The organism is Streptomyces sp. NPDC088350, assembly GCF_044753545.1.
GTDB lineage: Bacteria > Actinomycetota > Actinomycetes > Streptomycetales > Streptomycetaceae > Streptomyces.
On record NZ_JBIVNL010000004.1, the window covers coordinates 137,978 to 157,378 of the forward strand.

Consider the following 19,401-nt stretch of genomic DNA (forward strand, 5'->3'; position numbering starts at 1 on the left):
AGGGAACGTTCATGAAGAAGAGCGCTGCTGTTGTCGCTGGTGCGATCATGGCTCTCGGTATGGCCGCCCCGGCCTTCGCCGACGCCGGTGCCGAGGGCGCCGCCATCGGTTCGCCGGGTGTCCTCTCGGGCAACGTGGTCCAGGTTCCCGTGCACATCCCCGTCAACGTGTGCGGCAACTCGATCGACGTGATCGGCCTGCTGAACCCGGCGTTCGGCAACACCTGCGTCAACGACTGACGACGTAGCGCACCAGCCGTTCCGGCTGTGTCACGGCCGGCCTTGGACACGTTTCCGTTTCCAAGGCCGGCTTTTTTTCCCACTTCTTCAAGCAGGAAGACAACGAGATTGCGACAGACCCTGGGTAAGGGAATGGTCGCGGCCGCCGCCGCGACAAGCATTCTGTCCCTGTGCGGCAGCCCCGCCCTGGCCGACTCCTACGCCGGCGGCGCAGCCAAGGATTCGCCGGGCGTCCTGTCCGGCAACAGCATCGAGGTCCCGGTCGACGCACCGGTCAACGCGTGTGGCAACTCCGTCGACGTGGCCTCCGGGTTCAACCCGACGTTCGGCAACTCCTGTTCCGGCGGCAAGGAATCGCACCGGCACGGCGAGCACACCGGACACCACCGGTGGGCCGAGCAGTCGTACGGCGACTCCGACGACGACTCGGGCTACGGCTACGGCGGCTACTCGGGCCATGGCTACGGCGACGACTCGGGTTACGGCTCGGGTGACTCGGGTCATGGCTACGGGGACTCGGGCCACGGCTCCGGTCATCCGGGCCACGGCACCGAGGACTGCGAGGAGACGCCGCCGCCTCCGACCGGCGGCGACCACACCCCGCCTCCGCCTACGGGTGGGGACCACACGCCTCCGCCTCCCACTGGTGGGGACCACACTCCGCCTCCGCCTCCCACGGGCGGGGACCACACACCCCCTCCGCCTACCGGTGGGGACCACACACCCCCTCCGCCCACTGGAGGGGACCACACCCCGCCGCCCCCCACAGGTGGTGACCACACACCTCCGCCTCCGACCGGTGGGGACCACACCCCGCCGCCCCCTCCCACGGGTGGAGACCACACGCCCCCGCCTCCGCCCCCTACGGGTGGAGACCACACCCCGCCGCCTCCCACGGGCGGGGACCACACACCCCCTCCGCCCACTGGTGGGAACCACACCCCGCCTCCCGGCGGTGGGAACCACACCCCGCCTCCCGGCGGTGGGAACCACACCCCGCCTCCCACGGGCGGCAACCACACGCCCCCGCCCACCGGTGGAGGCCACACCCCGCCGCCCGTCCTGGCGCACACCGGCAGTGAGGCCATGCTGGCCACCTCGGCCGTCAGTGCCGCGCTGATCGCGGGTGGCACGATTCTCTACCGGCGAGGCCGAGCCGCGTCCCGTAGGTGATGCACGGGGTGCCGGACGTCACCGCCCGGCACCCCGCACCGTACGTACTGTCAGCGGCGCACGAAATCGAGTGCGCCCCGTCGGGCCGGCGCCGGGATCATGCCGCCGCGCGGCTCCGAGTGCAGCCGGCGCCGGACCCCCCGCACCAGCGCGCCCGCCGTGAACGTGGCGCCGTGCACGAAGCGCATCGCCGGGCCGAAGCCCGAGGCCGTCACCAGGCCCGCCATGAAGAGGCCGGGGTGCGAGGACTCGAAGTCGCGGCCGACTTCAGGGGAACCGTCGCCCACCGTGGCCAGCGATCCCCTCAACTCGCCGGAGAGCAGCCCGAGCCGGCCGGTCGTCGCCTTGAACCCCGTTGCCGCGATGACGTGTTCGGTCTCCAGGGAGCGTGTTCCGCCCGCCCGGCCCACCGTCTCCAGGCGTACCCCGCCCGGCACCGCGTCGGCCGCCGCGACCTCGTGGCCGAGCAGCACCTCCACCACCGGTTCGACCCGGTCCCGCACCCACCAGGCACCCGCCGGACCAAGGGCGTTGGCCGCGATCCGGGCCCGGGTCGCCTCCGGGAGACGGTGGAAGAGGCCGGGGCGCTCGGAGTAGAACCAGTTGCGCCAGCCGGGACCCAGGCCGCTGTGCGGGGAACGGGCCTCCTGCCACCACGGGCGCTCCCACGCCGGCGGCACGTCGTTCCAGTACAGCTCGTCGGCCCGCGCCAACACCCGTACCCGCGTGCCCTGTTCGGCGAGCAGCGCCGCCGTCTCCAGCGCCGCCTGGCCGCCGCCGATCACCGTGACGTCCTTGCCGCGGAAGTCGTCCAGCGTGCTGTGGTGGCTGCTGTGCGAGACGAGCGTGCGGTCCAACCCCCTCAGCGCGGACGGGATTTCGACGAACGGCATGACACCGACCGCGAGGGCGACGGTACGGGCGTGGAACGCCGTGCCGTCGTCCGTCACCGCCTCGAAGCCACCCGGCACCGGCGCGATCCGCGTCACCGTCCGCTCGTCCACCGCGGGCACGGCGTTGCGCGCGAACCACAGGCCGTACGAGGCGAACATCTCGACCGGGATCGGCTCCCCGTGCCGGGACTCCACACCCTGGCCCGCGCAGTACACGTCGAGCGGCCAACGGCCCTCGGGGTCCGACAGGTTGGAGGCCCAGGGCTCCGACTTGAGGAACATGCCCCGGGGCATGTGGTCGCGCCAGGACGCCATCGGCCGGCCGAAGACGCGCAGGTTCAGCCCGGCGGTCGCGGCGTGGGACGCGATGGACAGGCCGTACGGGCCCGCGCCCACCACCAGCAGGTCGTACATCAGCAACTGCTCGCTTTCTCGTCGTCGGTCATTTCGGTCAACTCGGCCGGTTCGGCCGGTTGTTGGGCCAGGGTGCTCTCGCCCGCCTGCCGCACCACCCGCGCGGAGGTCCGTACCGGTACGGACCCGCCCAGCCGCTCGCGCAGCTTGCGCAGCACATGCCGGGCCCACAGTCCCCACATCGCGCGGCCCGGCGCCCGGTCGTCCGGCGCGTACCAGGCCAGCTCGCGTCCGCTCGGTGCCGGGCGCAGCGCGCTGAGCGGCGCGTAGTTCTCCACCACGAACGACCGCCCAGGCCGAGGCGCCCCGTCCGGCAGCGGACGGTGGGTCAGGTCCAGGTGCAGCGCGCGGACGACGTCCAGGCCCGCGCTGTCGGCGAAGAGCCGGAACTGGGCGCCGGGCCGCGGGTTGAAGTCGAGCAGGTGATAGCTGCCGGTCGTGCCGCAGCGGCGGAAGTCCAGGTCGAAGATGCCGCGGTAGCCGAGCTCGGCGGTGAGGCGTTCGGCGAGCGCCTGCACCTGCGGGTTGGGCGTCCAGCGGCCCACCGCCGTCAGGCCCGCCCCGCGCGGCCAGGCGCGCTGCTTGCGGCCCGGACCGCCGCCGCGCACGGCGCCGGACCGGTCGGCGTACCCGTGGAAGAACCAGTCGCGGTCGGGCCCCGAGGGCAGGAACGCCTGCAACAGCAGTCGGCTGCCCGCCTCCTCGGCGCGCAGAAACAGTTCGCGCGCCTCCTGTGCGTTGCGCACTACCACTGTGCTGCGCAGCCCGGTGCCGGCCGGCACCAGCCAGGGCCGGCTCCACTTCGCCACCACCGGCAGCCCCAACTGCCAGGCGGCGCTCGCGGCCTGCGCCGGGCTCTCCGGGATCAGCGTCACCGGGTGCGGGATGCCCGCGCTCGCGCACACGGCGGCCAGTTCCGCCTTGTCGGCGACCCGTTCGGGCAGCGCGCCGGGCTGCTGCGGCAGCAGATAGGAGGGCGCGAGTTCCTCGCCCAGCCGGCCGACCGCGATGGCGCTCGCGTCGTCCATCGGGATCAGTACGGCCGGACGCGCGATCCGTGCCGCCACCCGCCGGAGCGTGACGGCGATGTCCGCGGGAGACGCGCCGGGCGGTGGCGGGGGATGCATCTGGCAGACAAAACGGGAACTGCGTACGGGACTTCCGGCGGAATCGGCGACGACATGCACCTCCACTCCCGCCCTGCCGAGCGAACGCACGGCCCCCAGCGTTCCGTGGTGAAAGGGATTCCGGTCGATCCGCAGCAGAACTGCGGGGACACGGATGTCGAGCAGCGACACGGACTGTTTCCTTCGGTTCGGTTCACCCGTGCGGGCGAGGGAGGAACTCGGAAGCCGTAACGGCGGTGGCGTAATTCATATTCATATGACTGAGTGTCAGTAGAAGGAAAAGCACAGTCTGAACGGAGTACGAGAGTGGAGAGAGGAGCAGGCATGGCCCCACAGCAACGACGGTCCCGGACCGCCCGGCTGGCCCTCGTCGCGGCTACGGTCGCCGCGTCGGCGGCTTTCGCGTCGGGTCCCGGGTTCGCGGCGGGAGCGGAGGTGGCGCGAGCCACTGATCCGCCTGCTCCCGTGACCACCGCACCGACGACCACCGTGCCCACGACCACCGCACCCACGACCACCGCGCCCGTGACCCCAGCCGTCGTCGTACCGGTGAAGACACCCGAGCCGGTGAAGACGCCCGCCCCCGCCTTCGGCGCCTTCCTCGACTCCGGTGCCCGTGGCGTGGCCCGCATGGCCGCGCTGAGCAGCTGGCTGGGCGGCGCCGAACTGCGCGTCGGCCACACCTACCTGCCCGGCAACCACTGGAGCGACATCGAGGGCGCCCCCGGTCTCCTCGACGTATGGGCGGACTGGCGCACCGAGAAGACCGACCGGATGCTCGTCCTCAACGTGCCCATGCAGGAGCACAACGAGGACGGAGTGTCCGACTGGCAGGTGCGGCGGCTGCTCCAGCAGGGCGCGGCCGGACAGTTCGATCAGCACTTCAAGGCCCTCGCCGAACGGCTGGTCGACCTGAAGGTGCCGGACACGGTGATCGTGCTCGGCTGGGAGATGAACGGCACCACGTACACCTCTCGTTGCGGGCCGGACCCGGAGGCCTGGAAGAAGTACTGGAACAGGATCGTCACCACGATGCGCTCGGTGCCGGGCCAGAAATTCCGGTTCGACTTCACTCCGAGCCGCGGCCGGGACGCCGTTCCCTGGACGCAGTGCTATCCGGGGGACGACACGGTCGACATCGTCGGAATGGATTCGTACGACCAGCCTTCCGGGCTGACGTTCGACGAGCAGGTGAAAGAGCCCTACGGTCTTCAGGAACACGTGGACTTCGCCAAAACCCACGGCAAGCCCATTTCCTATCCTGAATGGGGACTCTTCCGTAACGGCGACAACGCGGAGTACATGAAGCGCATGCTCGCCTGGATGGACGAGCACAAGCCGCTGTACAACACGGTGACCGACTACTGCCCGCACGGTGTGTGGCAGTGCTCGCAGAACCCGAAGTCGTCCAAGATCTACCGCTCGGTCCTGTTCGGCCGCACCGAGGAGCCGACCCCGGTCACTCCGCTGCCGACCACACCCACGACACCCACGACCCCGGTCACCCCGGAGCCGCCCAAGCCGACCACGCCTCCCACCCCGACGCACCCGGCCAACTGCTCGCCGGTGGAGCTGGGCGACTGGGTGGAGTACTGGCTCGGCGGGAAGCTGTGCGTGAAGTTCGACTGGTGGCAGCGCGACCGCTGAACCAGAGGTGGCGGCGGGCCGCTCACGGTCCGTCGCCACCGCGCTCCCTCCACTTCCGCAGTATCGCCTTGCCCCGCCGGCGCGCGGCCACGTCGCAGACGACCGCCGCCATCAGCGGGGCAGTGCGCTTCCGGGCCAGCAACAGCCGTTGGTTGACGACCGGTTCGGGCCGCCAGTGGTGCTTGTACGGCTCGTTCCCGCGCAGCAGGCTGAGCGTCCCGGGCCCGTCGGTGCCGGTGTGCTCGGCACACGCGTCGAGCAGCATCACCGCCACATCCGCCTTCCGCTCCCGCAACCGCGGATGGGCGCCGTACAGATACCCGCCCGCCAGCCGCCGCGACAACAGCGTCAGATCCACGGCGACGACGTCCTCGTCGAGCCGGAACTCGGTGACGACGGCGTCCCCGGAGCGGACCATCGGCCCGACCGAGCGCACCAGGTGCTCGCAGAACCGGGTCTGGAGATGCTCGGACGTCACCTTCCGCCCCTGCCACTGGAGTTGATGCAGCTCCAGCAGCCGGTGCAGCGCCGAGTCCACCCCGTCCGGCTGTACGACGTGCCGCTCCACGCCGAGCGCGGTCAGCTTGCGGAGCTTGGCGCGGACCCGCTGGGCCTTGGAGGAGGGGAGACGGGCGACCAGTTCGTCCATCGGTACGGCGGGCAGCTCCAGGCACAGCGAGTCGTGCACGCGGCGGCGCGGGCCGCGCCAGCGGTCGTAGACGCGCTCGACCGCGCCGCCGGGCCGTACCTCGCGGAAGTCGATCAGCGCGGTGCGGGCGGCGGACGCGAGGCCCTCGGTGAGCGCGGCGACCGCCGGGTCCCCGTGGCCGTCGTCCAGCAGGACGTCCCCGTAGTCGGAGATCGCCCCGCCGAGCGGGACCAGCGCGGGCACCGGACGCCGTACGAGCATCAGGGGCGCGGCGGCGACGAGTTCGCGGCCGTCGCGCACAACGAGCAGGCGCAGTCGGCCCGTTCGGCCGTACGACAGCCACCAGGAGTGCAGCCAGGCGTGGGACTGGAACGGGGTCGCCGCGCCGCACCTCCGGTACAACCGGCCCCAGGCCGGGGCCAGTTCGGCGAAGGCCTGGGCGTCGGTGACGAGTTCGGTGGAGTACACCGGTGTCACAGGACGTCGGCCGCGGTGGCCGGGCTGGGCACCGACGCGGGGCGGCCGGTCTCGTCGGGGGTCCGGCGCGGCCGGACGAGCAGCAGCAGGCCGCCGAGGAGACCGCCCGCGCTCGCGCCGACCAGACCGGTCACCGCGGCCGGGGCCGAGGAGGGCCCGGCCGGCTTGATGGCGCGGGCGAAGCTCTGGAGTTCGACGTGGGTGGAGTCCTTGGAGTCGTTCGCGTGCACGGTCAGCGAGCGGGACACCGCGTTGGCCATGTCGGCGGCGAGGTCGGCGCGCGAGGAGGTGGCCGTGACGGCGACCATCGGCGCGTCCGGCGAGGTCGCCGTCTGCACGCTCGACTGGAGCGTCTTCACCGGGACCCCGGCCCACACCTGCGCGTCCCCGAGCACCGCGAGCTGGGTGGCGACCCGGCCGTAGGCCTGCGCGAAGCCGAGGGCGGTCGAGGAGTCGGCCTTGTCGGTCGGGACGGCGATGACGTAGCTGGTGGCCGTGTACGTCGGTGTCTTGGCGATGCCGTACACCCCGCCGAGCAGTCCGCCCGTGACGGCGCCGGCCGCGAGGAGGGACCAGGCCGGGAGGGCCGTGGCGCGGGCGAGGGGGCGGTGCTGTCGGTTCTCGGTCATGAGGAACTGGCTCCCTGGGGTGCGGGGGACGGCGACGAGGTGGAGACCGCGGCCGCGTACACGTCCATGAGTTGGGCGGCGCTGCGGGTGATGCAGTAGTGGTGGGCGGCGTCCGGGGCGGTGCGCGGACGCGGACCCCGCGCGCGGGCCGCCGCCAGCGCGCGGGCGAAGACGTCGGGGCCGCCCTGGACGCGCCGGGCCGCGGACGCCGCCTGCGGCGGGAGGTCCTCGATGGCGGGGCAGGAGGCGTAGAGCACGGGCAGCCCGGCCGCCAGTCCTTCCACGACCGCCAGGCCGAAGGCCTCCTCGGGTGACGGTGAGGCGAGGAGGTCCATGGCGGCGGTGAGGGAGGGCAGGTCGGGGCCCGGGGTGCCGTCCGGTGCGTAGGGGCGTTCGCCGGTGAACAGCACCCGGTCGGCCACCCCGCAGTCGTGGGCCGTACGGCGCAGGAGGTTCTCCTCGGGGCCGCCGCCGACCAGCAACAGCCAGTAGTCGGCGGGGAGTTGGGCGAGGGCGCGGATCAGGACGTCGAAGCGTTTGCCGGCGGCCAGGCGACCGATGCCGCCCACGACGTACGCGCCCTCCGGCAGGCCGAGGCGTTGGCGGGTGCGCAGTCGCTGGACGGGGTCGAAGCGGAAGCGGGCCAGGTCGATGCCGTTCGGGACCACCTCGATGCGCGGACCCGGCACGCCCCAGCGCTTCAGGCGCTCGGCGACCGTGGGGGAGACGGCGACCGTGGAGCGGCCCAGGCGCTCGCTGGCGAGATACAGGGCGCGGACCCCGGCGCCGAGCCTGCGGCCCTCCATCTGCGAGTCGCCCAGGGAGTGTTCGGTGGCGACGACCGCCTTCACGCCCGCGATCCGGGCGGCGAGACGGCCGTAGACGCAGGCGCGGTAGAGGTGGGTGTGGACGAGGTCGTAGCCGCCCGTGCGGATGATCCGGACCAGGCGGGGGAGGGCGGCCAGGTCGCGGTTGCCGGTCATGCCGAGGTGGCGGACGCGCACCCCGTCGGCCGTGAGACCGTCGGCGACCGCGCCCGGGTTGGTGAGCGTCACGACCTCGCAGTCGACCGGCAAGTGGCGGATCAGCAGCCGCAGTTGCTGCTCGGCGCCGCCCACGCCGAGCCCGGTGATGATGTGCAGCGCCCTCATGCGAGCCCCTCCACCGGGCGGCGGCGCAGCCCGTGCAGCCGGTACTTGAGGAAGAGGCGTACGGCGGTGTCGTTCTGGCCGATGTGGACGCGGGGGAGGGCGTGCACGCCGTTGAGGTCGCCGGGGTCGATGGCGCAGGCGTAGGTGTAACCGGCTTCGCGTACGGCGTCGACGGCGCGGGTGTCGATCGTGCCGTAGGGATAACAGAAGCCGTCGACAGGGGAGTCGAGGAGTTCCTGGAGTTGCGAACGGCTTTCGGTGACCTCGGCCCTCAGCGTGGCGTCGTCCGCCTCGGTGAGGTCGACGTGGGTCAGGCCGTGGGAGCCGATCTCCACGCCCTCGGCGGCGGCGCGGCGGATGCCGTCCGCGGTGAGGAGGGGCTTGCGCGGGCCCAGCGGGTCCCAGGCGTTGTCGCCGCCGAGCCTGCCGGGGAGGACGAAGAGGGTGGCGCCGAAGCCCCAACGGGCCAGCAGGGGAAGGGCGTTGTCCACGAAGTCGGCGTAGCCGTCGTCGAAGGTGAGACCGACCAGGCCCTGGCCCTCGCCCCGGGCGCGGGCGGCGAGCAGGTCGGCCATGGAGACACCCCGCAGACCGCGCCGGCGCAGCCAACTCAGCTGCTGTTCAAGGCGGTCGGGCGTGACCGTGACGCGGTAGGGGTCGTCGGAGCAGTCGCCCACGGAGTGGTACATCGCCACCCACGGGACCGGGCCCGTGACGCGACTGCCGGTGGTCGGGGAATCAACGGGAGCGGCCATGGTTGAGCCTTCGTGTGACGGAGCGGACGGATTCCAGTGCGGGTGCGAAACCCTGGGCGCCCAGGGCCCAGCCGAGCAGGGCGAAGACGACGGTGACGGTCGCGCAGCCGGCCGCGAGACCGAGCAGCGGTGCGGGCATCGCGCGGGCGGCGAACGCCCCGGCGACCGTCGCCACCGCCGCCGCGCGCACCGGGCGGCTCAGCTCGACCAGGACGTGCCGGGTGCGGATCGGGACACTGCGCGGGCCCGATCCGCAGAGCAGGAGTACGGCGGTGGTGGTGATGCCGGTGGCGTTGGCGATCGCGATGCCGGTGACGCCCCAGGGGCCGACCGTCCAGGCGCCGATCCAGGAGGTCACGACGATGCCGGCGGCCATCGCGCCGACCGGGTACCAGGTGGGACGGCCCGCCGAGAAGTAGGAGCGCACCAGGACGCCGACCAGGGTCTGGCCGAGCAGTCCGAGGGCGTACACGCGCATGACGCCGGCCGTGGCCGCGGTGTCGTGGGCGGTGAACGCGCCCCGCTGGAAGAGGAGTTCGATGATCTGCGGGGCGCAGGCGATCACCGTGGCGGCGCCCAGCAGTACGAGGCAGGCGGCGAGCGCGAGATCCCGCTCCACGCGGTTGCGGGCCTTCTCCGTGTCGCCCTCGGCGAGCGCCCGCGCTACCACCGGGAAGGTGACCGTGCACAGCATCAGCGAGAGCACCATCGGCATCTGGGCGACCTTCTGCGCGTAGTTCAGATGCGAGATGGCGCCGGCCGGGAGGTGGGAGGCGAGGAAGCGCTCGATCAGGACCTGCGACTGGCGGCAGAGGGCGAACAGCAGCACGGTGGCCATCAACGCGAAGTTCATCGGGCGGGCGGGCTCGGTGGTCTCCGTGTCGGGTGACGCCGGTTTGTGACTCCTCAACTGACGTACCAGTGCGGGGAGTTGGGTCAGCACCATCAGACAGCCGCCCGCCGCCACACCGAGCGCCGCCGACCGTACGCCCCAGTGCGCGCCGAAGGCGTACATCCCCGCGATGATGCCGATGTTGTACGCCACGTAGATCGCCGCCGGTGCCACGAAGCGGCGGTGGGCGCGCAGGGCCGCGCTGCAGTAGCCGGCGAGGCCGAAGCTCAGGACGCAGGTCGCGGTGATGCGGGTGCAGCTGACCGCCAGCGCGGGGTTGGGCAGGCCGGGGGCGAGGGCCTCGACCAGGTAGGGGGCTGCTGCGATGAACAGTGCCGATACCGCGGTGAATGCCAGGGTGAGGCGGGGGAGGGTGGCTTTTACCAGGGTGCGGACCGGGTCGCCGGGGGCGCCTTGCGCTCTGCGGGCCAGGGCCATGCTGAACGCCGGGATCAGGGCGAAGGCGAGGCCGTCCTCGATCAGGAGGGTGGCTGCGAACTCCGGGATCGTCCAGGCGACGAGGAAGGCGTCGGTTTCGCTGCCGGCGCCGAAGAGACGGGCCAGGGCCTGGTCTCTGGCGAGGCCGAGCAGGGAGCCGGTGATCGAGAGGACGGCGGTGATCAGTGCGGCTTTGGCTAGGAAGCGGCGGGATTCGGGGGCGGTGTTTTGTGGTGAGGGGGGTGGGATCAGGGGTGGTTCGGTTTGTTGTGGGGTGCTGCGCCGTTGGGGCTGGGCGCGCCCCGCGGCGGAGCCGCTGATCGATACAGCCCCGCGCCCCTTTGGGGCGCTGCCCGTCACTGTCATTGGGCCATGGCCCCTTCGGCGCTTGCGCGCACCGGAACCGTCGCCGTCGGCCGGTTCTCGGGCGTCGTCGCTCCCACCAGCGACCACCACGCCGCCACCCCGAAGACCACCGCCGTCAGGACCGTGGACGGGCCGCCGATGTCCGCGTACATGAAGTCGATCAGTTGCCAGATCAGAAGGCCGCTGGAGACCAACGCGCAGTCCAGGCCCGGGAGTCCGGCGCGGTGGGTGTGGAAGAGACCGCGCAGCGCGCACACCAGCAGGGCCAGCCAGCTGCCGGTCAGGGTGAGGAGGCCGATCAGGCCCTGTTCGCTGAGGACCAGGAGGTACATGTTGTGCGGGGAGAGGAGGGGCTGTTTGAGGAAGGCCGCGCCCGCGCCCTCCGTGTCGCTGCCCGAGGACAGGGCCAACGAGGCGTTGCCGTCGCGGTGTTCGGGGAAGCCCTTCAACCCGACGCCGGTCAGCGGGTGTTCGCGCCACATCGCGGTGGCCGCCGCCCACATCGTGTAGCGGTCGGTCACCGACTGGTCCGGCGCGTCGGTGACTTGGGTGATGCTGCTGATCCGCTCCTGGAGCATCGCCGAACCGACTCCGAAGCCGCCGACCAGGACAACGCCTGCTGCTGTGACGGCCGCGGCCACCTTGAGGGCGCGTCGCAGTCCCGCCAGTGCCAGTTGCAGCGCGCAGGTCGCCGCCGTCGCGATCCAGGCGCCGCGGCTGAAGGACAGGGCGAGGGGGATGAGGAGGGCGAAGGCGCACGCGGCGGCAACTGCCCTTTGCCGGGCGTCGTTTCGGCCCAGGGCGAGGGCGAGCGCGCAGATCAGGCCGAAGGACACGACCGTCGCCATGCCCATCACGTCGGTCGGTCCGAAGGTGCCGACGGCGCGGATCTCCTCGCCCTGGTAGGAGGCGCCGGTCCCGGTGACGTACTGCTTGATGCCGATCGCCCCCTGCCACAGGGCGAGTCCGACGAACGACCAGGCGAGTACGCGGAAGTCGCGCCGGTCGCGGACCAACAGCACGACCGCCGCCGGGACGAGGACGAAGATCTGGAGATAGCGGCCCAGGCCGCTGAGACCCGCCCCCGGCGAGGACGCGCCCATCGCGGCGATCGACAGGCCCAGTACCGGAAGTCCCATGACCGCTACGGCCGTTGGGGTCAGGGGCCGTAGCCGGTCGCGCAGCAGCCGGACACCGCAGTACAGCACCACCAGCCCGGAGACCGCGTCGGCCGGGCCCGCGCCGCCCGCGCCCGGGGCGAGCGGCAGGCCGAGCAGGGCGATCACGGCGATGACCGGCAGGACCGGGGCGAACGTGCGCAGGCGGTGGTTCACGGCTCAGCTCCCCGTCGGACGTACGAGCGCGGCGGCGGTGCGGGCCAGGATGCAGATGTCCTGCCACAGCGACCAGTTGTCGATGTACGCGTTGTCGAAGCGGCAGCGGTCCTCGATCGAGGTGTCGCCGCGCAGGCCGTTGATCTGGGCGAGGCCGGTGATGCCGGTCTGCATCCGGTGCCGGGCCGCGTAGCCGGGGTAGGTCTGGCTGAACTTCGCGACGAAATAAGGGCGTTCGGGTCGCGGGCCGACCAGGCTCATGTCGCCCCGGAAGACGTTCCACAGCTGGAGCAGCTCGTCCAGCGAGGTCTGGCGCAGGAAGCGGCAGAAGCGGCTCATCTCCAGCTCGCCCGCGACGCTCCAGCGGGTCGCCGCCTCGTGCTCGTCGACCGGGCGGTGGGTGCGGAACTTGAGGAGTGTGAAGGGGCGGCCGTCCTTGCCGATGCGTTCCTGGCGGAAGACGACGCCGGGTCCGTCGGTGAGGCGGAGGACCGCGGCACACATCAGCAGCAGGGGGCTGGCCAGGAGGAGCAGGGTCCCGGACGCCAGTACGTCCAGTGCCCGCTTGCCGAAGGTGCCCGGCCGTCGCGACCCCAACTCCAGCCGCCTGCACGCGAATCCGGCGAGCTGGTCGCGCATCTCGTACGCGGGCGACTCGGCGTCGACCTCCCACACCACGCAGCCCGACTCCGCCAACGCCCGCAGCAGCGGCCCGCGTTCGGACCGTACGGAGGGATGCACGGTGAGGACGGCCCGTACGCCGTTCTGGATGAGGGCGCGCTCGACCTCCTCGCCGGTGGTCAGCACGGGCAGGCCCTCGGTGCCGTCCGGGTGGTCGGCGACGATCCCGATCGGCTCGACCCCGCACCCCGGGTGCCGGAGCACGGCCGCCGCCACGCGCTGGGCGGTGGTCGCCGGGCCGATCACCAGGGCGGTGCGGGGGTGGCTGAGCAGGGCCTTGCGGCGGCGCCGGTGGACCGTGCCGCGTGCCACGCAGCCGGCCGCCGTCTGGAGGGCGAAGCCGAGGAGCAGGGTGCGTGCGGACAGCGCGCGGTCGGGGTCGTAGGCCGCCGTGAGGGTGCCGAGCGCGAGCCACGCGACCGCGATCCGGCCGCAGACGGCGGGCAGTTCGTCGAGGACGCGCGGGACGGCCCGGGGCAGGTGCGGGCGCAGCAGCATCGACCCGGCGACCAGCAGCGCCACCAGGAGCGGCCTGCGCTGGCCGCCGGTCAGCGCGAGCGCGCCCAGCAGGGCGGCGGCGAGGTCCGCGCCGAGCAGCGGCAGCGGTGAGGCCGGTCGCGCGGGCGGTCTGCGGACCGGGAACCGGAAACCGCCGCCGGTGCGGCGGGGGATGACCGAGACGTTCGAGAACCCGTGGTCCCGTGGCTGTCCGCCGGGGGAGGGGACGGTGCTTTCCGCAGTCACGAGTGGATGGACTCCCTGCACTCGGTGGGCACGACGGGTTTGCCGCCGAGCAGTTCGCGATAGACCCCCGCGACCGCTTCGGCGGTGTGCCGCACGTCGTGCGTGGACAGGACGTACCGGCGCCCCTGGTGGCCGAGGGACTCGCGCAGCAGCGGGTCGAGCAGCAGCTCGGCGACGGCACCGGACAGCACCGCCGGGTTGTCGGGCGGGACGAGGCAGCGGGGTGCGTGACCGGGCGGCAGGCTCTCGCGGGCGCCGGCCACATCCGTGACGACGACGGGCCGCCCGCAGGCCATCGCCTCCAGCGGCGCGAGCGCCATGCCCTCCCAGCGCGAGGGCAGGACCACCAGATCGGCGGCCTGGTACCAGGGCACGGGATCGGTGACGGCCCCCGCGAACAGCACGGATTCCGGGGCGAGTTGACGCAGCGCGTCCCGGTCGGGCCCGTCGCCGACGAGCACCAGCCGCGCCTTCGGCACCCGCCGGAGGACCGCGTCCCACGCCGTCAGCAGGACGTCCTGGCCCTTCTGCCGGCACAGCCGCCCCACGCACACCACCAGCGGCGCCGCCGGATCGACCCCGGCGAGCCGCTCGATCCCGGCCCGTACGGTGTCCACGGCGGCCGGGTGGAAGCGCTCGGCGTCGATCCCGTTGGGGATCACGCTCCAGCGGCCCCGGACACCGGCCCGCAGCCCGGTCGTCCGCTCCGCCTCGCTCACGCACACCGTCCGCGTGGCCCACCGCGCGCCCCACCGCTCCCAGCCGGTCGCGAGCGCGGCGGTGACCCCGCCGACCGCCTCGAACGACCAGGCGTGCGGCTGGAACACGGTCGGGATCCGCCCCCGCACGGCGAGCCGCCCGGCAAGACCGGCCTTCGCGCTGTGCGCGTGCACGAGACCGGGCCGCACCTCCTCGACCAACCGGGCGAGCCGCCGCACCTCGGAGACGAGCGCAGGACCCGGCGACCGGGTCGCCTCCCACCGTCGTACGTCGGCGCCGAGCGCCCGCACTCCGTCCGCGAGGGCGCCGCCGTCGGGGCAGGCGACCGTGACGGCCAGGCCGGACGCGAGCTGGGCCCGCGTCAGATCCGTGACGACACGGGCGACCCCGCCGTCCACGGGCTGGGCGAGGTGCAGGACCCGTGGCCGATGGTCGGTTGCTGGCTGGTGCATTGCGCGGTTTCCTCGCTCACGGGTGGCGCTCGGGACTGCGGGCGGGAACGCGCGTCACTGCTGGGCGTCGACAGCGACGAAGAGCGCCCCGAACCACGCCGCGTCCCGCTGGGAAACGAGCCGGAAGGCCAGCTGGTCACCGCCCGACCGCAGCGCCTTGTCGAGATCGAACACATCGGAGTCGTAGCCGAGGGTGTTCGCATACGCGGGCGCACGCTCCGAAGGCGCCGCCCCCGGGTCGCTGATCGTGGAATTCAGTACGTCGTCACGGGGATTGGCGCCGTCGCCGAGCGCGGTGGCGTTCGTACGACCGGTCGAGAGTGTGAGCGAATCTCCGGTGCGTCCGCGATCCCCGTTGTACGCCACCACGCCCGCGCGTCCCCCGGCGTGCGCGGGCGTGCGCAGCCCGCGCAACCGGATCTCCGCGCCGGTACGGGAGTCCAGCGCGTCGAAGCCGTCCCACAACTCCAGCCGCCGCAACGGCTCCTGCGGCTTCTCGTACGCCACGACGAGCGTCCAGCCGCCCCACGCCCCGGCCGCGGACCTGCCCATCGCGGTGTTGACCTGGGCCACGGTGTAGAGACCCGAACCACTCTCCTGGACCAGCCCGGTGACGTCGGCCGAGGCCTGGAACGCGTCCGCGCCGCCCGCCACCCGGTGCCCGACGACCGTGTCCGCGAGCACTTCCTTGTAGTCGCCGCCGGGCTCCGCGATCAGCACCCGCCCGTTGTCCGCGGGCGGCTTCTGCTCGCCCACCCGGAGGTTCCCGCCCCAGTACAGCCGCGCGTACGTGGCCCGGGCGCCCTCGGGCAACCGGACCTCCGCGCGGGAGGAGTTGTAGGTGTTGGGATCGCGGTCGACGTCGACGTAGAACATGTCGAAGTCGCCGTTCGCGGCGTTCTCGTTCCGCCCCTCCCGTACGGCCGGGCAGGCGTCCGAGTCCGCGCGGCAGCTGATGGAGGTGTTGGCCGCGCGGACCATGCCGCCGTGCTGGAGCGCGTGATAGCGCTGGGCGAGGGGGACGCGCTCCGCCTCGGCGGCGGACGGGGCGGACGCTCCGGAGGCGGCCGGGGCCCAGATCGTGGCGAGGGCCAGGGCGCCCGTCGACGCCCGGCGCAGCAGCGGACCCAGGGAATTGCGCATGACCGGAGGTGCCCTTTCGAGAAGTACGGCCCCTATATGCGATTTGCTGGCTATAGGGGTACTTCGGGAGGTGCGCAACTCTAGTGGCTATCCGTATTAATCCGGCGAAACGTGACAAGTGTGTCGGAATGGTGAAGTTCGGCCCTGTGGCACATCACTCAATTGGCGGCACAACCCCCGTGGGTGTCACGCGTTGACACAGCGCCGGGCATCCCCGCCCGGATGTTTGTTTCAACCCCCAAGGAGCACCTCTCCATGTCGCGTATCGCGAAGGGCCTGGTCCTGACCTCCGTTGCCGCCGCCGCCATGGCGGGCACCGCCGGCATCGCCGCCGCCGACAGCGACGCGCACGGCGCCGCCGCCCAGTCCCCGGGCGTGCTGTCGGGCAACGTCGTCCAGGTTCCGGTTCACATCCCGGTCAACGTCTGCGGCAACACCGTCAACGTCATCGGCCTGCTGAACCCCGCGTTCGGCAACGAGTGCGTCAACGGCTGACGTCCGCGCACATCCCTTCGGCCGGCCGTTTCCCCGTGGTGCTTCCACGGGGGGACGGCCGGTTGGCGTGGGGGCGGCGGTGCAGGGCGTTGCCCCGAATGGGCGGTAGGGGCCTCGGTCCGGCGGTCCCGTCTTGACATGGCCCTCACCAGGCACGACGTCGACCGCGCGGCTGACGGAGGGTCACCCGGCGCGATCGACCGGTTGCAGATGGTGGTGAGCGCTTTCACGGTGGGCTCAAGATCCGAAGCACCACCGAAAGGAACACCCCATGCGTGGTCTGCCCGCACGGCGCATCGCGTCCTCCGTGCTCTGTGCCACCGTCCTGATCGGAATCGCCGGCCCCGCGGCCGTCGCGGCCGACAACGACTCGGCGCGGAAGCACGTCCACGCCGCGTCGAGCGTGCCGGTCCCTGGAGCCGACGGGCTGCTCGCCCAGGTCAAGGGCCTCGGCGATGTCGGCAGCGTGCTCACCCCGGTCACCGACCTGCTGAACCAGGTGCTCAAGGCCGACAACGGCCAGCTCTCCGCCGACCAGGCGCAGAAGCTCGTCGACACGGTCAACGAGGCCGTCGCCAAGATCACCGCGGCGGCTCCGGCCGCTCCGGCCGTTCCCGCGGCGCCCGCTGTCCCGGCCGTTCCGGCTGTCCCGGCGACGCCCGCGCTGCCTGCGACGCCCGCCTTGCCCGCGACACCCGCCCTGCCCGCGACGCCGGCCCTGCCCGCCCTGCCTTCGCTCAAGAGCGGCGACGACTCCAAGGGCAAGGCGCCCGCCGACCTGGCCGGTGACGCCCTCGCCTCCCTCCAGAAGGCGGTCGCCTCGCTGCTCACCGCCGTCACCTCCGGCAATGTCGGCGGGGTCGTCCCGGCGGTCACCGGTGTGGTGACGGGACTCGTCAACGTGGTCGCGGCCACGCTGCTGGGCGGCGGTCTGCCGGCGCCGAGCCTGGCCGGTCTCCCGGCGCTGCCCGCGCTGCCGTCCACGTCCTCCCTCCCCGCGGTGCCCGCCGCACCGGCCCTGCCGGCGGTGCCCGCGGTTCCGGGAGTGTGACGCGAGCAGTCGTAGAAAGGCCGTTGGGTCGATCCTTTCCGGGACCGGCCCAACGGCCTTTTCATATGAGGATGGGAAACGCCGATGAGACACACGCCGCATTCGGGTGGGGAGCAGAAAGTTTCTGCGCACGGGGTTTCCGGCGCGGCCGGAAATCGTTGGACACGGCGAAAGAATTCCCTCTGGTGACATGAGTTGCCGAAGAAAGGAACACGATGAAGTCCCTGAAGGCTGCCGCTGTCGTTGCCGGGTCCGTCGCCCTCGCCGGTGCCGCCGCGCCCGCGTTCGCCTACAGCCCCGCCGACGTGACGCCCACCAGCCTCACCGGCGCCGTCAACACCCTCACCAGTGGTCAGCTCCAGCCCGCCGACGTGATGCCGTTGCAGCACCAGTCGGACGCGCTCGACACCGAGAACAAGCAGTCCCCGCTCAGCACCGTCAAGGGTGCGGCCAGTGCGCTGAACCAGCACAACCCCCTCCTCGGCGGTCTGCCGCTGCAGAGCTGAGTCTCTCCGGTGGTGTTCGAGGGGCGTCGAGAGGCGTCCCTCGTTCGTGTGGCGGGGCGGCCGTGCCATCGGCCGGACGGGTGAGAACGCGGCCGGTGGCCTTCCGGCCCGTCGATAAGGTCGCGCGGTGACCTCAACCTCAAGCGAAACGCGCCCCTTCCGCGTCGCCGACCTCGGCACCCTCGTCGTCCTGGCCTGGAGCGGCGAGGCCCCCGACGGGGACATGCCCTACCTCCTCGCCTACACCCTGGGGGACGCCGCGGACGGCCCCGAGGCCGCCACCGCCGCCGTGGAACGCCTGCTGACCGACAACGGACTCCCGGTCGGCGGCAACGTCGTCGACGGCTCCACCCGGCCCAGCCTGCCGGTCACCATGCTCGTCGAGTCCGGGCAGGCCGTCCTCAACATGCCGCAGCTCAACGCCCAGTGCGTGCCGCCGCCCGAGTGGCTCGCGGCGGTCGAGGAACGCGGCTTCGCCTACCTCGTGTTCACCACCCGCCCCTGGCCCGAGGCCGAGCCCGGCAAGCCCGTCACCCCCGAGGCGCTGGCCGCGTTCGCCGGCTCCGAGGAGACCCTGAACGCCGCCGCGCACATCATCCTGCCCGCCCGCAGCCTGCGCGGCTGATCACCGGACAGCGGGCGGGAACACCGATTCCGGCCCGCTGATGGGAATTCGGGAAAAGCTGACTACTGCGGCACTCGGGGGAATCTTGAACTGATGTCCTTCCCGGCATCGTTACCCGGTCAGCACGAAGAGCCTCAGCACGCAGACCCTCCGAATTCCGAAAGGGACCGTACTCACGATGAAGTCGACCACCCGAGGAACCATCGCCGCCGTCATCACGGCCGTGGCCGCCGCGGCCGGCGCCGCGACCCCCGCCGCCGCGCTCGGCACGGTCCCGGTGCCCGTGCCGCTGGAGGGAGCGGAGAGCGCCCTCGGCATGGAACTGCCCCACCTGGGCGGAGAGGTGCCGGTGCCCATGCCGGGCACGCCCGAGGGCCCGCGGTACGTCGAGGGCCGGCTCATCCCGGAGCGGGCGCTGCCCCAACTCCCCGTCCACGGCGGCCTGCCCGGCCTCGGCCTGCGCGCCCCGCTGCCGCACGTCCTCGGCGACGGCTTCGACCACGTCGGCGTCAGCACCCCCGCCTCCGACCTGCGCACGCTGGCCCCGGGCCTGGCCCTGGACGTCCCGCTGACCCCGCCGAACCCCGACAACTTCGGCCTCCCGGACCTGAAGGCGCCCCAGGTGGGCGTGCTGGCACCGGTACTGCAGACCGTGCCGGGCGCGGACCTGGTCACGGGGGCCGGCCTCTAGGCCGTGGCACAGCGGTGGACATGGGCCCGGGTGGTGCGACCCGGGCCCTTCCGCTTGCCCTGAGCCTTTCGGACGGTGACCGTGCGGGGTGTCGGACGGTTAGCCCCTC

Annotated in this window: 19 protein-coding genes; 8 read left to right on the forward strand and 11 right to left on the reverse strand. The window is 72.5% G+C overall.

The genetic code is table 11. The annotated features are described in order from the left end of the window. The first annotated feature begins 11 nt into the window (after positions 1 to 11). Both chpD and ACIQBL_RS14495 read left to right on the forward strand, forming a co-directional pair. The gene (gene chpD, locus ACIQBL_RS14490) at positions 12 to 239 is read left to right on the forward strand and encodes a chaplin ChpD (protein ID WP_026178071.1); all 228 of its coding nucleotides are present in this window, start codon (positions 12 to 14) and stop codon (positions 237 to 239) included. Between the two features lie 108 nt (positions 240 to 347). Further along, positions 348 to 1,412 carry a chaplin family protein gene (locus ACIQBL_RS14495; RefSeq protein WP_401941013.1) on the forward strand — a complete coding sequence of 355 codons (1,065 nt, stop codon included), beginning with the start codon at positions 348 to 350 and terminating at the stop codon, positions 1,410 to 1,412. 50 nt (positions 1,413 to 1,462) lie between these two features. On the opposite strand, the gene ACIQBL_RS14500 is transcribed toward ACIQBL_RS14495, so the two are convergent. Further along, positions 1,463 to 2,719 carry an NAD(P)-binding domain-containing protein gene (locus ACIQBL_RS14500; protein ID WP_401941016.1) on the reverse strand — a complete coding sequence of 419 codons (1,257 nt, stop codon included), beginning with the start codon at positions 2,717 to 2,719 and terminating at the stop codon, positions 1,463 to 1,465. Continuing rightward, the gene (locus ACIQBL_RS14505) at positions 2,719 to 4,017 is read right to left on the reverse strand and encodes an ATP-grasp domain-containing protein (protein WP_401941018.1); all 1,299 of its coding nucleotides are present in this window, start codon (positions 4,015 to 4,017) and stop codon (positions 2,719 to 2,721) included. Before ACIQBL_RS14505 ends, ACIQBL_RS14500 begins: the two co-directional genes overlap by 1 nt. 153 nt (positions 4,018 to 4,170) lie before the next feature. Here ACIQBL_RS14505 and ACIQBL_RS14510 point away from each other — a divergent pair, with 153 nt between their 5' ends. Beyond that, complete coding sequence (locus ACIQBL_RS14510) at positions 4,171 to 5,493, forward strand: glycoside hydrolase family 26 protein (RefSeq protein WP_401941020.1); 1,323 nt, start codon at positions 4,171 to 4,173, stop codon at positions 5,491 to 5,493. A 22-nt stretch (positions 5,494 to 5,515) separates the two neighbouring features. Here ACIQBL_RS14510 and ACIQBL_RS14515 read toward each other — a convergent pair whose 3' ends face one another. The 9 genes from ACIQBL_RS14515 to ACIQBL_RS14555 are packed head-to-tail and all read right to left on the reverse strand — an operon-like array spanning position 5,516 to position 15,924. Further along, positions 5,516 to 6,619 carry a GNAT family N-acetyltransferase gene (locus ACIQBL_RS14515; protein ID WP_401941023.1) on the reverse strand — a complete coding sequence of 368 codons (1,104 nt, stop codon included), beginning with the start codon at positions 6,617 to 6,619 and terminating at the stop codon, positions 5,516 to 5,518. After that, entirely contained in the window at positions 6,616 to 7,248 is a 633-nt protein-coding gene (locus ACIQBL_RS14520) for a lipopolysaccharide biosynthesis protein (protein ID WP_401941025.1), read from the reverse strand. Before ACIQBL_RS14520 ends, ACIQBL_RS14515 begins: the two co-directional genes overlap by 4 nt. Continuing rightward, entirely contained in the window at positions 7,245 to 8,399 is a 1,155-nt protein-coding gene (locus ACIQBL_RS14525; RefSeq protein ID WP_401941028.1) for a glycosyltransferase, read from the reverse strand. Before ACIQBL_RS14525 ends, ACIQBL_RS14520 begins: the two co-directional genes overlap by 4 nt. After that, positions 8,396 to 9,154 (reverse strand): polysaccharide deacetylase family protein, encoded by a 759-nt coding sequence (locus ACIQBL_RS14530; RefSeq protein WP_401941030.1) that lies wholly within the window; start codon positions 9,152 to 9,154, stop codon positions 8,396 to 8,398. The genes ACIQBL_RS14525 and ACIQBL_RS14530 overlap by 4 nt, the downstream gene beginning before the upstream one ends. Continuing rightward, positions 9,138 to 10,850, reverse strand: coding sequence for a murein biosynthesis integral membrane protein MurJ (gene murJ / locus ACIQBL_RS14535; RefSeq protein WP_401941033.1), 1,713 nt, complete (start codon positions 10,848 to 10,850; stop codon positions 9,138 to 9,140). Before murJ ends, ACIQBL_RS14530 begins: the two co-directional genes overlap by 17 nt. After that, entirely contained in the window at positions 10,847 to 12,184 is a 1,338-nt protein-coding gene (locus tag ACIQBL_RS14540; protein WP_401941036.1) for an O-antigen ligase family protein, read from the reverse strand. Before ACIQBL_RS14540 ends, murJ begins: the two co-directional genes overlap by 4 nt. A 3-nt stretch (positions 12,185 to 12,187) precedes the next feature. After that, a complete protein-coding gene (locus tag ACIQBL_RS14545) occupies positions 12,188 to 13,609 on the reverse strand; it encodes an exopolysaccharide biosynthesis polyprenyl glycosylphosphotransferase (protein WP_401941038.1) in 1,422 nt (473 codons plus the stop codon). Beyond that, positions 13,606 to 14,781, reverse strand: a complete 1,176-nt coding sequence (locus ACIQBL_RS14550) for a glycosyltransferase (protein WP_401941041.1) — start codon at positions 14,779 to 14,781, stop codon at positions 13,606 to 13,608. The genes ACIQBL_RS14545 and ACIQBL_RS14550 overlap by 4 nt, the downstream gene beginning before the upstream one ends. Before the next feature lie 54 nt (positions 14,782 to 14,835). Beyond that, positions 14,836 to 15,924: a DUF3344 domain-containing protein gene (locus ACIQBL_RS14555; protein WP_401941045.1), complete on the reverse strand. Its 1,089-nt coding sequence runs from the start codon at positions 15,922 to 15,924 to the stop codon at positions 14,836 to 14,838. Positions 15,925 to 16,179: 255 nt separating this feature from the next. Here ACIQBL_RS14555 and chpG point away from each other — a divergent pair, with 255 nt between their 5' ends. The 5 genes from chpG (at position 16,180) to ACIQBL_RS14580 (ending at position 19,292) form a co-directional block, all read left to right on the forward strand. Continuing rightward, positions 16,180 to 16,419: a chaplin ChpG gene (chpG, locus tag ACIQBL_RS14560; protein ID WP_401941047.1), complete on the forward strand. Its 240-nt coding sequence runs from the start codon at positions 16,180 to 16,182 to the stop codon at positions 16,417 to 16,419. A gap of 271 nt (positions 16,420 to 16,690) precedes the next feature. Then, positions 16,691 to 17,470 (forward strand): hypothetical protein, encoded by a 780-nt coding sequence (locus ACIQBL_RS14565; protein ID WP_401941049.1) that lies wholly within the window; start codon positions 16,691 to 16,693, stop codon positions 17,468 to 17,470. A gap of 215 nt (positions 17,471 to 17,685) precedes the next feature. Then, positions 17,686 to 17,976 (forward strand): hypothetical protein, encoded by a 291-nt coding sequence (locus ACIQBL_RS14570; RefSeq protein WP_401941051.1) that lies wholly within the window; start codon positions 17,686 to 17,688, stop codon positions 17,974 to 17,976. Positions 17,977 to 18,103: 127 nt separating this feature from the next. After that, positions 18,104 to 18,601 carry a DUF5949 family protein gene (locus ACIQBL_RS14575; protein WP_401941053.1) on the forward strand — a complete coding sequence of 166 codons (498 nt, stop codon included), beginning with the start codon at positions 18,104 to 18,106 and terminating at the stop codon, positions 18,599 to 18,601. A 178-nt stretch (positions 18,602 to 18,779) separates the two neighbouring features. Next, on the forward strand, positions 18,780 to 19,292 hold the full coding sequence (locus tag ACIQBL_RS14580) for a hypothetical protein (RefSeq protein WP_401941056.1): 513 nt from the start codon (positions 18,780 to 18,782) through the stop codon (positions 19,290 to 19,292). The last annotated feature ends 109 nt before the right edge of the window (positions 19,293 to 19,401 follow it).